This is a genomic window from Nostoc sp. CALU 546 (assembly GCF_048836525.1).
Genome location: NZ_JAWJTF010000006.1, coordinates 149,621 through 165,542 on the forward strand (window position 1 = coordinate 149,621; position 15,922 = coordinate 165,542).

Sequence of the window (15,922 nt, forward strand, 5' to 3'; positions counted from 1 at the left end):
TGTTTGCCGAGGTAAGGCTGTTGCAACTGAGTCAGGGATGCAATCGCTTCTGGCAATGCCGCCAGTTCGTTGTTGGAGAGGTCAAGCGTTTGCAACTGACTCAGGGATGCAATCGCTTCTGGCAATGCCGCCAGTTCGTTGTTGAAGAGGTCAAGCGTTTGCAACTGAGTCAGGGATGCGATCGCTTCTGGCAGTTTCGTTAGTTTGTTACTGGAGAGCTTAAGGTGTTGCAACTGAGTCAGGGATGCGATCGCTTCTGGCAGTTTCGTTAGTTTGTTACTGGAGAGGTAAAGCTGTTGCAACTGACTCAGGGATGCGATCGCTTCTGGNCAGTTTCGTTAGTTTGTTATTGGAGAGGTAAAGCTGTTGCAACTGAGTCAGGGATGCGATCGCTTCTGGCAGTTTCGTTAGTTTGTTATTGCGGAGGTAAAGCAGTTGCAACTGAGTCAGGGATGCAATCGCTTCTGGCAGTTCGGTCAATTGGTTGTTATCGAGGTAAAGCCGTTGCAACTGAGTCAGGGATGCGATCGCTTCTGGCAGTTTCGTTAGTTTGTTACTGGAGAGGTAAAGCTGTTGCAACCGAGTCAGGGATGCGATCGCTTCTGGTATTTCAGTAAGTTCTATGTTGCTGAGATCGAGTTTTATTGCTCCCTCTCGTCGTGCTTTTTCAATACGCTGCTCTGCTTCACGATAAGCCTCATCTCTTGCCATGACCAAATCCTTTCTCTCACTACCAAAATCGGAGTAATAGCCAGACTTTTTCTGGGTAACAGCTTATACAGGTGTTTAGACAGAAAATCTCAGCCTAACACTCTAATAAACAGCAAGCAACGCCAAGGGTGAAAATAGAGCAAACAAATCTTATACAGGGGTTTCCATCGCTTCTACTCTATAAAACCTGCGATCTGCACCGCAACAACAATGGCGTTAAGGAATCAAGGTATAAAAACCGAGCTACTGCGATCGCTGCTGCAAATTAGTCGAGATGAGCAAACACCCAGCCCCTTGAAATGACAAACCTCTCAAGTCTTCACAATTTACTCTTCTTCTTATCCTTTTCTCACAAGAGTGCAAAAAGCACTTTTGTAAGAAATTTACTTACCTTACTGTGATAGTTTACACCGAATAGGAGGCAATCTAGATAACTATTCATTTATGTTGATAGTAAAATTTATAGCTGATAAAAATATCCAATTACAGATAAATTAATATTCATCTTCTATTGCTAAGTATTTGGCAATTTGGCACATTGTAATTAGAGTATTTTGATATATTGCAGAAATTACCAAGATGTTTTTACTTATTATACATAGGACGGGCTAAAGCCCGTCTTTTTTATTGCTGATTATTTGGCATTTTGGCATTACACTCAAAGCAAAATATGATATATTTGCTAGAATGCAAATAATTAAAACATTAAAAAAAACTAAGCTCAACTAAAATTTTCTGTTAAGATTATTTGCTAGCCTTACAATCTATTGAGTTTTATTTGTGCTATTTTTCCACAGTTCAAGGTGTATTTCCACTTTCAAGCTATTTAGACGGGATGGTTTATCCCGTCTTTTATTTTGCTTGCTAGTTGGAAAAATCGCTTTAATGTAAGTTCTGGATATAAAAATACTGCTAGTTTTTTTGCTAATTTTAACATCTAAATTAATCTGCCATAGCCTCTAACCTATGGCAGATAATTTTATATTTTAGGTATTCAATAATACTGGAGTAATGTCTTATCAGGTTTCAGGATATTTGCACACATCCTATAGGAAGATGCCCTATGAATAGAATAATGAGTAAATTAATTCGGGATGTTGTTATGCACTGGATTTATATATAGGTTTGGCTCACCGCCAAACCTTTTTTATTTACAAAAAATTAAAAACTAAAAGTACTTCGCAAAATGCCGATAGTAACTGAGTCACTATCTGGTGTATGACCAGGCTCTAAGATATGAATTATTCCTGGTGTAATACTGATATTATTTGTTAGCTGAAAACGATAAAATGCCTCGATTTGAGTGGTCGTTCCTGGTTGTCCACCTGCACGTCCTAAACCAGTATTTACAAAATCAGGGACATTATTCCCCACAGGTAAGTTGCTACTGGTAATTTTAGGAGGTTGACCAACATAAATTCCTCCCAAATTACCTTTAGCAAATAAATCAGGGAAATTCATGAACACCATATAATTCGTAGTTTCTACATTTCCTGATTGCCCAGGAATATAAGATTTAGTATAACCACCCCATGCACCTGCGCTAATGCGGGGAGAAATTTGCCAAGTTACAGTCGCACCCACGGCGTTAGTTTGCAGCGGTGCTGATCTTCCGGTAGTGGTATTAACTGTAGTTAAGCATTCATCGCCAACAAAGGTTAGTAAACAACCATCAGAAGAGTAATTGTTAACGTAATACAAACTTAAATCGAGAGTATCAGTTGGTGTCAGCAGTAATTGCACACCTGTAGTGGTGGTTCCATCAAATAAACCACTAGCTGTCCCAGGATTTCCTGGTTGATAACTAGTATAAATTGCCTGCAAACTAGCGCGTTTAGTAAATTGCCAATCAATAGCTATACCACCGTGACCGTATCCCATATTTAAAATTGGGTTTCTTTGGGCAAAATAAGACAGCGGCCCTGTTGCAGCACTTTCTACCCGATTTGGGCCTCGGAAAGCAGCTGGCATACTTACGCCTTCTGTTCCCACCATTACTGCTAATTTATCTGTCACCAGCCAATGCAAATTGAGGTCACTTACAATCAAGCTATCTGTAGGAAATTCGTAGCCAAGTAAAACGTCATTTCGGGAAACACTATTGGTAAATCTAGGCGTAGTTCTTCCTTTACCATCTATAAGACCTGTAAACAAGTAACTATTGGGAGTTATTTGGCTAGTTAAATATAGTTGCGCGAGGGATATAACATTAGTGTTTGTCCCTGCATCATCTGTATCTTTTTGTCCATCTCTAGGATTTACATCACCACGATTGCTAGTCCGTCCTTGAACGCCAACTATTAATAGTCCGTTGAGTTTGGTTGTTGCTGAGAATTGGTTGGCTTTGATTTCGGCTGTTCTGGCTTCTAAACTATCGACACGACCCCGTAAAGTTGCTAATTCAGGGGAAAATTCTGACTGCAATTTTTGTAATGTTGCTAAATCTTCGCGAGTCACTAAATCGCTGGTGGCTGTAGTGATTAATTCGTTGACTCTATCTAAACAAGCATTCACACCAGCGGCAAATTCATACCTAGTTAAGGCGCGATTACCGCGATAGCTACTATCTGGATAGCCTGCTATACAACCATAGCGTTCTACTAAAGACTGTAATGCTTGGAATGCCCAATCGTTTGGTTGTACATCCTTGAGTTGAGAAACCGATGTAACTTGCGCCATCGGTTCTTCTGGGGAGGGAGATGAGGGAATAATATTATCGCTCTTAACTCCTGACTCCTGAGTAGTTATTGTATCTATGTACTCTTGTGCTAGTGCTTTTTGTGCAACTCCATTTACTCCCGCAATTAGTAACCATGCGAGCATCCAGGTTTTGCGATGACTGCGGCTAATAAGTCTACCTTTCAATTTTTTACACTCTGCTCACATACTTAAGTGAAGAGTGTATTCGCGATCATCTAGGGTTCACATGGGGACATTTACGGATTTTGTCCCAAATTAGACTTAATGCTTCTGGGCAAGTTCTGAAAGGACGAGTATAACAGGGTATTGGGTATTGGGGACTGGGTATTGGGGACTGGGTACTGGGGATTGGGTATTGGGGACTGGGGACTAGGAAAGAGTTTTCTCAATCCCTAATCCCTAATTCCCAATCCCTATTCCCAATCCCTAATTCTCAATCCCTAATTCCTAATTCCCAGTCCCTAATCTATGGCAAATCGTTCACGCAAGCTGACACCAAAAGCCTCTAAACAAAATAAACCTCATGCAGGTGCGATGAAACGCGTTGTTAAAAAACCCCAGAAAAAACTAAAACGGGGAAATTGTTTGTCGTCAACGCTAGCAATCGCAATTCTGTTCAGTAGTGCTAGTCTAATTATGGCTTTTGCCTGGATTAGCGTTCTCTTCATTTTCAATCCAGACCAGGTAAGCTGGCTAAATAAAATTTTACCTGCATGGGCACAAATCCCCCTTGGTAATCACGAACGCCCCCAAACTCTCGAACAAATTCAACTCGATTTGAGTAAAAAAAACCAAATATTGGGGGAAACTCTGCCTTTACATCAAGATGCGAAAAAATCATTTTTACTGCCAGTTTTTCAGCAGCGTGCTAATTGTCAATCTGATTGTGAAGAACTGGTGGAACTCAGAGTTTACGAGCTATCAGAAGAGTTAGAGTTTAAATCTCAGTCAGAAAATTACTACTATCTAGCGACTCAATTACCTATAACTGGCCCAGATGAATCCTTTGTGATTTCTCCCTTACTTGATGGAACATTAGAACCTCAAGATATTAATATTCCTCTACCTTTAAATAAAGTACAACGTTTTGAAGGTGGGACACCATCACCAGGGGTTTGGTTTGATTTGCGGGGTCAACGCCAACAAGGAACTGGTGCGATCGCATACGGTCACGTCGTATACTACAATCCAGAACGCACAAATTTACTACAAATGTTGTCTTGGACTAGTCCTAATGGACAATTTCCCAAATGGCAGCAGGTAACTGGTGATGGTACAAAAGAGTTAGTTGTTGATCAAACTATAGGTTTAGAACCCCACTTACAGGTTTATCAAGTCAAGCCTCTGAAGTTATTCCTCAAACCAATTCAATTGGAGGAAATTACCCTCAAATCACCAGCTTTCAAGGATTCTGCATACCAAAATGCCCTGTCAATTGCCCGTAGTGGACTGTGGACACCAGCCTTTGAATGGTTGAAGTCAATCAAAAAACAGCGCAAGGGAGTTTTACCAGAGGCGGCGCAAGGACAAATGGATTTGATTCGTTTGCATTCCCAACTTACCAAAATCCAAGCCCAAAAAAATTGGGCAAGTCCTAGTCAAGAAGCACTAGCAGATTTGATTGATGGTCGCTGGGAGAAGGCTTTACAGGTGTTTGAAGCGTCGCCACATAATGCCCAAGAAATTGCCACCCTACTCAAAGCTGATGAAAAACGGTTGTGGAATCGCACAGCAGCGGCGTTGCGGGTGAACCCAAATAGACGAGAGGTGCAAGCTTGGTTCGCTTTGATTTTAGCAGTTCAGCGAGGAGAAGGACATGCTAATTCTTGGTTAAAGGCGCAACCAAAAATTACAAAAGATAATCTTGCTTATATTCAAAGTCTGTTAGCAAGACTCAATGGTGAGGGTACAAAGTCGCAAATATCCTCTACTCACCCTAGTCAGATTGTTGGTACAGTCCAACCAATCACTCAAGTTACTAACACCGACTGGCTGCAAACAAATTCCTCAGCAGATTTGAAACTCACAGATAACCAAGTTTGGTATCAGGTGGAGGTGAGTGCATTTAATGACGGAAAACGCTGGCTAAATTTCCCTTTTGAGAATTTCAACCCACCCAAAACTGACGCCGCTAAATTTTTGGGGAAAACTTTGGGAATCACTTCTGACCCTGAAATCCAAATTGTGGTCTGGTTACCAAATGGAGAACAACAAATTACTATAGCCGCTATCAAAGCGGTGCAACTACGGGGTAAAGTTTTGCGCCTATTAGCTGCTGGCCCAAAAATTCCAGATAATCAAAACGATGTTCTTCAACCAAAACCTTTAGCCTTGACCAATGCAGCACTAGAATGGGTGCAACCATCTCCTATTACTCTACGGGAACTGTATCAACAAAATCCCCAAAGGGTGAAGATAATGCTATCGAGTTTGTGGCAATCTTTACAGCAATCTGGTGAAGTTCCGGCTGGGGCTATTCCTAGCTTTGAACAGATGCAGGAAAAATTGGGTAACTGGCCTGTTCAAGTGATTGATTTAACAAATAACGCTCAACCAGAAATAATACTGACTATCTCACCAGAAGCAATAACATCCTTGAATGAGTCTACACCTGGAATTCAGAGGGAGAACACAGAGCAACGCCGTGACCGGACTATAATTTTATCTGATGGGAATAAAGTCATTTACACTGATTTTACAGGAAAGTACTCACAAAGACTTTCTGCGATCGCCAGACTTTCAGGGGTGCAATCCTTTGCTTTGTTGGTAGAAAATGCTCATAACTATAGTTTGAAGCGCTGGTCAGAGAAAAATCAGCGCTTTGAATAGCACCCGCTTTAGTAAAACTTACCCCTTACTCAAATTTAAATTAGAGAGGGGAAAAGCGTAGGCGTAGCCCGTCGTAGACATCGCTATCTAGAAGACTAACTTATTCTTTTTGGTTAGTTTCGGCTAGACGTTGGTGCTTCAGGTTTTCCAACTGCTGCAACAGAGAGTCTACCTCTGCCTGTAAATGCATCAATTTAGCTTGCTGATCGTCTTGATAGTAAGACTTGGTTAACTTACTGACCCAGTTAGCCTGGGACTCGCGATCGGAAACATTAGATAAACAAGTAGGCATCGCTAATTAAATCCACAATTTAACTCACACCATTAGAAATAATATAATAATGCTCTTTTCAGCTTTATTATATTATTGTGTATTTTCAATCAATTACTCTAATGGATTTTGGGTTCAATCATAAGAGACGGTGATCATAATGGCTGTGTTCCAAATAAAACATCGCCCCAAGTGTGTAAAGCTTCCATCCAGTGAGATGGTACTTAATTGATAGCCTGTCAATTATGCTTGTACGAATTATTATCGCTGTTTTTGGTGAATTTACGCAAGAAATTATATGTAGACTCTATCAAGAATTACGCCAAATTATGAAAAACTCGATCCACAAGGGAATGGGGCAGAAGAAAGGGAGCAGGGAGAAGAGTTTTCCTCTCTGCCCCAAGCTAATTTGTTGAACCTAATGTCACTGTGGCGGTTATGATAAACTGACGTTCTAAATAAAATAAAAAATAGCAAGTGAAACGCCTGCACCACAAAAAATAATATTCTTAATGGAATTAAGGGACTCTTAACTGGGAACTAGCAAAGAAAAATTCACTTTCTTCCTCTTCCCTATTCTGCACTTCCTGATCCCACCCTCTCTAAAATATCCAATCCTTACATTAAGAAATTTTAAATCCCGTGACTTTGAGCCTGTCTGTTGCTACATCTTATCGCCAACCCTGGCCCGGACTGATAGAAGCCTATCGCGAATATTTGCCTGTCAGCGAAAAAACACCGGTTGTCACTCTATTAGAGGGAAATACACCGCTAATACCAGTGCCAGCGATCGCAGAACGTATTGGCAGACAAGTTCGGGTTTTTGTAAAATACGATGGTCTGAATCCTACCGGCAGCTTCAAAGACCGGGGGATGACTATGGCAATTTCCAAGGCTAAGGAAGCAGGGGCAAAAGCGGTAATTTGTGCCAGCACAGGGAACACCTCAGCCGCCGCAGCCGCTTATGCGAGGCGTGGGGGCATGAATGCCTTTGTACTGATTCCCGACGGCTATGTGGCACTGGGCAAGTTAGCTCAAGCGTTGCTGTACGGGGCAGAAGTATTGGCAATTAAAGGCAATTTTGACCAAGCGTTAGAAATTGTCCGCGAGATGGCCGAAAGCTATCCAATCACTTTGGTAAATTCGGTCAATCCCTACCGCCTAGAAGGGCAGAAAACAGCAGCCTTTGAAATCGTTGATGCGCTGGGTGATGCCCCAGACTGGCTGTGTATTCCCGTGGGTAATGCCGGCAATATCACAGCATATTGGATGGGATTTTGTCAATATCATCAAGCCAAAAAGTGCGATCGCTTACCCCGAATGATGGGATTCCAAGCCGCAGGTGCAGCCCCCTTGGTACATGGACAGCCAGTGGCGCATCCCGAAACCCTAGCGACAGCAATTCGCATTGGCAACCCCGCTAGTTGGGATTTAGCGATCGCAGCCCAAACCGCAAGCCAGGGAAATTTCCACGCCGTCACCGATGCAGAAATTCTCGACGCTTATCGACTTTTAGCATCATCAGAAGGTATCTTCTGTGAACCCGCTAGCGCCGCTTCTGTAGCCGGTTTATTGCAGGTGAAAGACCAAATTCCCACAGGGGCGACAGTGGTTTGTGTCCTCACAGGCAATGGTTTAAAAGACCCAGATACAGCCATTAAACACAATCACAGTCAATTTCAACAGGGTATTGCCGCAGAATTGGGTGCAGTAGCTAAGGCAATGGGATTTTAAGATTAACGCAAAGCGCTAGCGTTAGGTAACTCCAATACTTTTCGGTTAAGGGAGAAAGGGCAAAGGGAAAGGGTTTGAATTTACCTTTACCCCTTGCCCTTTAAACTTTATCCAGACCAAAAGAGACTTATGGTGTTGCATATCAGTTGCAATTAAGTATCTCACCGACATAATATTGGTTTGAAAAGTCAGGCACTTGTAAGGTCAGTACTACTGGATAAAGAGCAGGGTTCGCAAGTATTATCTGGATTTTGTACGAATTAATTATTGATCATATATTTTGCTGATCGCTACTCCTAATTTTCTGACTTTATAAATTATTGGTTGTTTGCAATCTGCAAATTTTACCAGCATTAAAATACCAGGAATTTATCATGACAAGTCTTAAAGGTAAAACAGTACTTTTGACTGGTGCTTCGCGTGGATTAGGAGTATATATTGCTCGTACTTTGGCAAAAGAAAAAGCAACTGTAGTCAGCGTTTCTCGTTCCAAGTCAGGGTTAGATAAAACATCTGATGAAATCAAAATAGTTGGCGGTAAAGGAATAAGTATTCCCTTTGACATAACAAATGTGACAGAATTTTCTACTCTAGTGCATCAGATTAATAAATTGGTAGGCCCAGTTGATATTTTAATTAATAATGCTGCAATAATCATTTCTCGAACTTTTGTAGATTATTCTCTCGAAGAAATCCAGTCAGTAGTTACGACTAATTTACTTGCTCCTATGGAATTGACGCGTTTGTTACTGCCAAGTATGTTAGAACGCGGGACAGGACATATTGTTAATATTGCTTCTCTGGGCGGCAAAAAGGGAGTTGCTTACAACAGCATTTATTCTGCGAGTAAAGCTGGTTTGATTATGTGGAGTGATGCTGTACGAGAAGAATTAGCTGGTACTGGTGTAAATCTCTCAACGATCTGTCCGGGATATGTCAGTAGAGCCGGGATGACTGTTGATAGTGATTTAAAAATTCCTCAGCTTGCAGGTACTTCCATACCGACTGATGTGGCAAATGCAGTCATCAAAGCTCTTAAGCAAAACCAGGCAGAGGTAATAGTCAATGGCGGTCTGCTTAACGAAAGTATGACTAAATTATTGCTTGCAATTGGACAAATTTATCCACCATTTGTAAATACAATTTATCGGTTGATTGGTATAGAAAAAGCGAATTCAAGGCGTAGAGGAAATTTGAATATTGGAATAAATCGGGGTTATGCAGAAATACCTAGGAAATAGAAGGTTTTCTATTTTTTGTAGTACAAAGGGTTAAAACCAATAAGCAAATATACCTGGCGATTAGAAATCGCGGCTACACAAACTTTCGTCCGCCTGCGCGGACTTAAGAAATTGGTGTTTCTTTGTCTCCTACTCCTAGCGATCGCTCACGTGTCAAGCTATCAATAGCATCGCCCAAGGCAGTAGTAAGGCTATTGCGGGTTTGGGCGTGGTTATCTTGCTCAGTTTTCAAAGCTTGGAAAAAGCGATCGCGTTCTTTGATTACCGCGATGAGTTTAGCTTGCAAGTCCTCCACAGATTTTAGCTGTTCTATTTCTTCTTGGATCGCTGTAACTGATGTCCCAGCAGCCAGTGTCTCTGCTTCAATACCCTTAAGTTTATGCAAATCTGCCTTGAGAGAAGCGATCGCCTGTTGGGATAATTGGGCATCTGTGCGGCGCTGTTCTGCTTCTGTGTTATAAAGCTGACGCCATTTTTGGGCACTTTCCCAAGCTGCATCGCGCTCGTGTTGCAACTCTGCCATCTGCTCTTTAATTGTCTGGATTTCTGTCAACCACTGTTGTGTTAAATCTTGATTCATAAATAAATAGTCAATAGTCATTAGTCAATGGTCATTAGTCAATGGTCATTAGTCAAGAGAGACGCGATTAATCGCGTCTGTACAACCTGGATTTCTCACTCGGTATTCTTGCGGTAAAAAGATAGATGCGATCGTTACGCAAAATTTGGCAAAGTAGTTAAGAAACCTCATCAGTTTTAACTCTAAATCCATGCCAAAGCCTCGTTTTTTCCGCTTTTTTCGCCATCTCAATTGGCGCACGCTCAAAAAAACTTTTTCCCGGACAATGGAAAGACGACTTTTGGGACTCGCCTCGGAAATCGCCTTCAATGCCATGCTATCGCTGTTTCCAGCAATTCTTGCGATCATCACAGCTATTGGCTTATTGGCAGAATCTTTACAAAACACCTTTAAACAACTGGCAATACTACTAAGTCAAGTCCTACCTGAAGAAGCCCTGGTTCTGATTCGTGATTTTGCGACTACAGAAATTACCAATTCTAGAAATAGCGGTTTGTTTTCTCTGAGCTTTATATTAGCAATTTGGACTGCTTCTGGGGCGGTGAGTACTGCGATGACAGCCCTCGACCAAATCCATCAAATTCCTCCAGAAAAGATCCGCCCCTTTTGGAAAGCCAAGCTAGTCTCTCTGGGATTAACAGTCGGTACTATGTTGCTTTTAGTATTGGCTTCTTTGTCAGTGTTTACCAGCGATTGGTTGTTGGGAATGGTAGTAAGCGGAAATGGTTCTTTGATGTTTTTGTTGCATCTTTGGCAGCTGTTACGCTGGCCCTTAGCTTTAAGTATTGTTGCTGTTGCCTTTGGCTTTGTCTATCGCTATGGCCCAAGTAAGTGGAACCCAGGCACGCCAATGATGCCTGGAGCAATTTTAGCAGCTGTTTTTTGGGCGATGTTGTCTGCCATATTTCGGCTATATGTGGCGAATTTTGGCAATTATAATAAAGTATATGGTGCTGTAGGGGCTGTGATAGTTTTAATGCTCTGGCTGTCGATGAGCGCTGCTGTTATGCTAATCGGCGATCAGTTGAATGTGACTGTGGGCGATGATATCCGCTTAAAAGCGCAGTCGCAATCTCACGAAAAATATTAATTAGTAAATCCCTGAGAAAATTTTTGCAAAAGCTCACTAGGGGAGTAAAATGTCAACGATTCAATACAAAGTTAGCGATCGCCTTCATGTCTGATTCTCCGCCTCGATTTTCGATGATTGAACCTGATGCCAAAGCACCCACCTTAAAGCGCCTGCGTCAGCTAAGTCGGTTACTGGATAATGTTATTACCATTCCTGGCACAAAGATTGGTTTTGGTCTAGATCCAATTTTAGGACTCATACCGATTGGTGGTGATTTTTTGGGAGTGATGTTTTCTTGCTACATCATCCTAGAAGCAGCGCGGCTAGGTGTATCTAGAGCCACTTTAGGTAAAATGGTTGTGAACGTGATCATTGATGGCTTGGTAGGCACTGTCCCAGTTTTGGGAGACTTTTTTGATTTTGCCTGGAGAGCTAACACTAATAATATCAAGCTATTAGAAGAGTACTTAAAGTTTCCCAGCGAGCAAAAGAGTGCAGACAAGTGGTTTATTCTTGCCGTTTTGGCTGGGTTGTTGCTAATCTCTATTGTCTTAGTAGCGTTGCCCGTGATACTAATTAGAATCCTGTGGAACGCCTTAACAGGCGGTTAGAATAATTCGTAATTCGTAATTCGTAATGACGCTCGCGGACTCGCTACCGCTACGCTAACGTAATTCGTAATTAGCGTTTGCCGAACTTCTTGTTAGTTGCTATGCAACTTAAAACCCATAATTGCTTAAATCATTTATTGATAACGGAATGAAAGATTGGTGGCAAGCTACTTTTCCTAAAGGGCGGCAAAGTCTAATTATTACTGATGCTAAAGGGTATCCTGTACAAATTGCTTATGGCGAAAAAGGTAAAGGGAAACCGCTAATTTTATTACATGGCATGGGTAGTTGGAGCTATAATTGGCGCCATAGCATAGCACCATTATCTAAACATTACCGGGTAATTTGTTTTGATGCCAAAGGTTTTGGTTTTTCGGAAAAACCATCATTTCGTAGAGAAGACAATGGTCATCAAGTTATTGAGTTTCAAAGAATTATTCAGGCATTATGTGATGAACCAGCGGTAATTGTAGCTGAATCTCTGGGGGGATTAGTTGCCCTTGCCCTTGCTCAAGAAAATCCGCACTTAATCGGGCGGCTTGTAGTAGTAAATGTACCTGTTTTTACAGAAAAACTACCCCATTGGGCTATGTGGTTACTTGCCCAAACGCCTTTGGAAGTCATGCAAACAATTGACTCTTTACGTCTGGCATATTTGTTTGCACCTCTATTTAGAGAAATTATGGCAATAGAAAGACGTGGGGTATTGTTTGATCCCTCAATCTTGACACAGGAAGATGTCTATTGGATAACTTACCCGTTTATTGAATTGCCTGGTACGATCACAAAAGTTGCCGAAGAGTTACAAATAGCAGCGCTAGAAATTGAGAATTGGCAAGCACATAAGCCAAATATGCTCACCAAAATTCAAAACAAACTGAGTGCAATTGAGTGTCCTACACTAGTTTTATGGGGTGAACAAGATAGTTGGTTTCCTGCTAGTCATGGTGAAAAATTGCATCGGCATATCCCCAATTCCAAATTACAGATTTTGTCTAACTGCTGTCATGATGCCTCAACTGGTGCTTTTGAGGTACTAAATGCAGCGATTCTTAAGTTTTTACAAGAGACTAACTTCTAAAGAAGAATTCAGAAGCCAGAATTCTGTTCCGATAAAAAGAGAGTGAGAGGAAGCATATCCGTTAGCTTCAAACTCCCACTCTGCCATTTGCTGCTGAAGTGAACAGGAATGTATACAGACGTTGCCCGTTATTTGGGGGCTAATGCGTATTTCAACAACAACGCCCATACGCATTTAATATTCCTGTCGCAGCAAATGCCAAACTTGATTATTGATATTTATTTACTGAGAAAAATACTCTGTAAATAAGTGGTAGAGATAGTTTTTTATTTTTGTAAATCACTTAGTAAATAGTGTTTTACAAAAGGAATTTGCTTACGTGGTAGTCCCTGACAACAAAACCCTTGAAGTCGTTTATCTTCATACAATTTAACTTGATTAATCAAAAGCTGGTTGCCATTTTGGCATGTTTTTAAATTTTCTAATTGTTCATATCTCACTTTTTAAAAGCAGTTAATCAGCTATGTAGCATTCAGGAGGATTTTCGGCGAACTTCCTCCTGTCTTCTCTGATCAATCATTCATATATAGTGGTTCTCGTTTGTATGCAATACACTTTGACCTCTCTCCTTTTAGGCTACGGTGTACACACATCTTTCTAGAAAAACAAAATCGTCCTAAATCCCCCTTAAAAAGGGGGACTTTGAGAGCTTTTTGCCCCCCTTTTTAAGGGGGGTTGGGGGGATCAAAAGCCTGTGGCGCAACTCTAGAAATCTTGTGTGTACACCGTAGCCTAAAAGGAGAGAGGCTTTGAATCTTACTTCCCAATGCTAGTAGGGAAGGGGTTGGGGGTTAGGTCTGTATTCCACTCAACTGAGAAGCGCTATATAACAAGATTCCCAACTTCTTAGAGAAGTCGGGAATCTGAGCCAAGCTAATTGGCAAAAAGTGTTAATTTAACCGGGTTTTACTTTACGGTAGTATTAATACTGGCGTAAAATTGCAGACAATGAACTATTTTTACGAAGATCCATCAGGTCTGCTAAAGGTTCTGTGCGCGTATCCAGGTGGTGCTTGTGTTCTGCTGGTAGAACCGTTACCAGATGCTTTGTTTTAGGTTGCATCTGCATAAGGGGCATCAGTTGTGGCTGTGGCACAAAAATTGGTTGGTTCTTGGGAAGACGTGGTTCCAATCTTTGGTAATGATTCTGTGCCAAGCGTGCCTGATGGCGGTTAACCTGTTTTTGGACTTTTTGCGGTTGCGTTGTCCGGTTAAGCATTCGGAAAATGAGCAAACAACCACTACCACAACTGAGGACGATCGCAGCTACCATCCATAAAGGTGTAGGATTACTACTCTCAGAGGGCACGTTGATTGGTTCTTCAACTATAACTGGGATTTTTTCTGGTTCTTCTTGTGTTACCTGGCCAGCATTACCTAAGCTATACAGGGCAAAAGCACCACCTCCTAGAAACATGGCTAAACACCCAGTTAACAATAGCCAAGGATGATGTGTGACCAGATATATCAGAACATTCGAGCTTTGTTTTAATCTCGATTTCCTGTTTGTCAGCTCTGGAGTAGCCCTTCTTAGTTGGGTTCGCTCGCGCTGTACACTCTGACTTTTTTCCATGATTACTTTCAGATTTGTACCCCTCTAGTCAATAAATTGTACTGGAGGAGTTAATCATCAGGTATCCGTAACAAAATTTCAGATTTTAGTAGCTTTTTTGTAAAACATAAGCTACCAAATCTGGCTAAATTTTGCCACAATTCTGTATTTATTGTGACTTTTTGCTGTGATTATCTAAAAGTCTGTTAGTCTATTTTCTCCCTTAGCTAGGAGAATTTCTTTCAAGAGCAAGTTGAATTAACCGATCAACTAATTCTGGAAAAGAGACTCCACTCTGGGCCCAGAGTTGGGGATACATACTCGTTGCAGTAAAGCCTGGTAAGGTATTTATTTCGTTAATAAAAACTTCTTGTGTCGCTTCCACATAGAAAAAATCTACCCTTGCCAACCCCGCAGCATCAACAGCTGCAAAAGCTTGCAAAGCCATGTCCTGAATTTGACGGGCGATCGCATCTGGAAGTGGTGCAGATATCAGTAAATCTGCGCGACCCTCGGTATATTTAGTTTCATAATCATAAAAATCGCTGTCATAAGTAATCTCTCCAATGACAGAGGCTTGGGGTTGCTCATTACCCAAAACGGCACACTCGACTTCTCTGGCTACAACACCAGCTTCTACAACTAGCCTTCGGTCATAACTGGCAGCACTATCTAAGGCGGCTTCTAATTCTTGACGCGATCGCACTTTGGCAATACCCACTGATGAACCCAAATTAGCAGGCTTGACAAAAGCAGGATAACCTAATGCTGCCTCAATTTCATCACACAATTTCGGAAACACACAAGGATTAGACCAAACCTGCGCTCTAGTTATTGCTTTGTATTTTACTTGTGGTAGTCCCGCTTGCTCAAAGGCCATTTTCATGGCAATTTTATCCATTCCCACTGCCGAACCTAACACCCCAGAACCAACAAAGGGGACTTGCATCAAGGTGAGTAACCCTTGAATTGTCCCGTCTTCACCGTTGGGGCCGTGGAGAATGGGAAACCAAACATCCACTTGGGCAACTTGAGAGGGATATTGCCACTTGCTTAGAGTTTGGGCTTCAGAAGTTGACTGTTCTGATTCCAGTAGGGGACTGCCGGTTTCTAAAACCTTTTGGGGTGCTTCTCCCGCCAGCCAGCGTCCATCTTTTTGGATGTAAAAAGGCAGTATTTCGTACTTATTAGCATTTTCCTCTGCACTCAAGGCTTTAGCGATCGCCCGTGCTGATTTGATCGAAACTTCATGTTCTCCCGAACGACCGCCAAATAGTAACCCCACGCGCAGCTTAGTCATTTTCGGTTCCTCCACACTCCTAAAGCAGATAGCGTATCACAACCTACAAAAGTTGCCATATTTTTCTATATTATTTTATCAAGGAAGGCAGGAGGCAGGAGGCAGAAGGCAGGAGGCAGAAGTTATAAAAATTCCCCATTCCCCATTCCCCATTCCCCATTCCCCATTCCCCATTCCCCATTCCCCATTCCCCATTCCCCATTCCCCCATTCCCCATTCTTATTTATCAGAAAAATGGGT

14 protein-coding genes are annotated in these 15,922 nt (G+C 41.8%); 6 read left to right on the top strand and 8 right to left on the bottom strand.

Annotated elements, in window-relative coordinates:
* The 3 genes from RRG12_RS05060 to RRG12_RS05070 form a co-directional block, all read right to left on the bottom strand.
* Positions 1 to 302: leucine-rich repeat domain-containing protein (locus RRG12_RS05060; protein WP_420758575.1), on the bottom strand; the 302-nt coding region annotated here is incomplete at its 3' end.
* Positions 277 to 711, bottom strand: a complete 435-nt coding sequence (locus RRG12_RS05065) for a leucine-rich repeat domain-containing protein (protein WP_420758576.1) — start codon at positions 709 to 711, stop codon at positions 277 to 279. The genes RRG12_RS05060 and RRG12_RS05065, both read right to left, overlap by 26 nt.
* A gap of 1,161 nt (positions 712 to 1,872) precedes the next feature.
* On the bottom strand, positions 1,873 to 3,534 hold the full coding sequence (locus RRG12_RS05070; RefSeq protein WP_420758588.1) for an iron uptake porin: 1,662 nt from the start codon (positions 3,532 to 3,534) through the stop codon (positions 1,873 to 1,875).
* 345 nt (positions 3,535 to 3,879) lie between these two features.
* On the opposite strand from RRG12_RS05070, the gene RRG12_RS05075 reads away from it, so the two are divergent.
* Positions 3,880 to 6,240, top strand: coding sequence for a hypothetical protein (locus RRG12_RS05075; RefSeq protein ID WP_420758577.1), 2,361 nt, complete (start codon positions 3,880 to 3,882; stop codon positions 6,238 to 6,240).
* 100 nt (positions 6,241 to 6,340) lie between these two features.
* On the opposite strand, the gene RRG12_RS05080 is transcribed toward RRG12_RS05075, so the two are convergent.
* A complete protein-coding gene (locus RRG12_RS05080; RefSeq protein WP_181929754.1) occupies positions 6,341 to 6,532 on the bottom strand; it encodes a hypothetical protein in 192 nt (63 codons plus the stop codon).
* 621 nt (positions 6,533 to 7,153) lie between these two features.
* Between RRG12_RS05080 and thrC the strand changes: the two genes are divergently transcribed.
* Entirely contained in the window at positions 7,154 to 8,245 is a 1,092-nt protein-coding gene (gene thrC / locus RRG12_RS05085) for a threonine synthase (RefSeq protein ID WP_420758578.1), read from the top strand.
* Between the two features lie 374 nt (positions 8,246 to 8,619).
* Positions 8,620 to 9,486 carry an SDR family NAD(P)-dependent oxidoreductase gene (locus RRG12_RS05090; RefSeq protein ID WP_420758579.1) on the top strand — a complete coding sequence of 289 codons (867 nt, stop codon included), beginning with the start codon at positions 8,620 to 8,622 and terminating at the stop codon, positions 9,484 to 9,486.
* Positions 9,487 to 9,589: 103 nt separating this feature from the next.
* Here the strand turns inward: RRG12_RS05090 and RRG12_RS05095 are convergent, their stop codons facing one another.
* Together RRG12_RS05095 and RRG12_RS05100 are read right to left on the bottom strand one after the other, a co-directional pair.
* Entirely contained in the window at positions 9,590 to 10,066 is a 477-nt protein-coding gene (locus RRG12_RS05095; RefSeq protein WP_420758589.1) for a hypothetical protein, read from the bottom strand.
* Positions 10,067 to 10,114: 48 nt separating this feature from the next.
* Positions 10,115 to 10,258: a hypothetical protein gene (locus RRG12_RS05100; RefSeq protein ID WP_420758580.1), complete on the bottom strand. Its 144-nt coding sequence runs from the start codon at positions 10,256 to 10,258 to the stop codon at positions 10,115 to 10,117.
* Here RRG12_RS05100 and RRG12_RS05105 point away from each other — a divergent pair.
* From RRG12_RS05105 to RRG12_RS05115, 3 genes are all read left to right on the top strand, one after another.
* A complete protein-coding gene (locus RRG12_RS05105) occupies positions 10,257 to 11,156 on the top strand; it encodes a YihY/virulence factor BrkB family protein (protein ID WP_069070231.1) in 900 nt (299 codons plus the stop codon). The genes RRG12_RS05100 and RRG12_RS05105 overlap by 2 nt on opposite strands.
* Before the next feature lie 86 nt (positions 11,157 to 11,242).
* Positions 11,243 to 11,749 (top strand): DUF4112 domain-containing protein, encoded by a 507-nt coding sequence (locus RRG12_RS05110; protein ID WP_069070230.1) that lies wholly within the window; start codon positions 11,243 to 11,245, stop codon positions 11,747 to 11,749.
* Positions 11,750 to 11,897: 148 nt separating this feature from the next.
* Positions 11,898 to 12,830, top strand: a complete 933-nt coding sequence (locus RRG12_RS05115; protein ID WP_420758581.1) for an alpha/beta fold hydrolase — start codon at positions 11,898 to 11,900, stop codon at positions 12,828 to 12,830.
* A 922-nt stretch (positions 12,831 to 13,752) separates the two neighbouring features.
* On the opposite strand, the gene RRG12_RS05120 is transcribed toward RRG12_RS05115, so the two are convergent.
* Entirely contained in the window at positions 13,753 to 14,247 is a 495-nt protein-coding gene (locus RRG12_RS05120; protein ID WP_420758582.1) for a hypothetical protein, read from the bottom strand.
* A 358-nt stretch (positions 14,248 to 14,605) separates the two neighbouring features.
* Positions 14,606 to 15,682: a D-alanine--D-alanine ligase family protein gene (locus RRG12_RS05125; RefSeq protein WP_420758583.1), complete on the bottom strand. Its 1,077-nt coding sequence runs from the start codon at positions 15,680 to 15,682 to the stop codon at positions 14,606 to 14,608.
* Positions 15,683 to 15,922 lie beyond the last annotated feature (240 nt).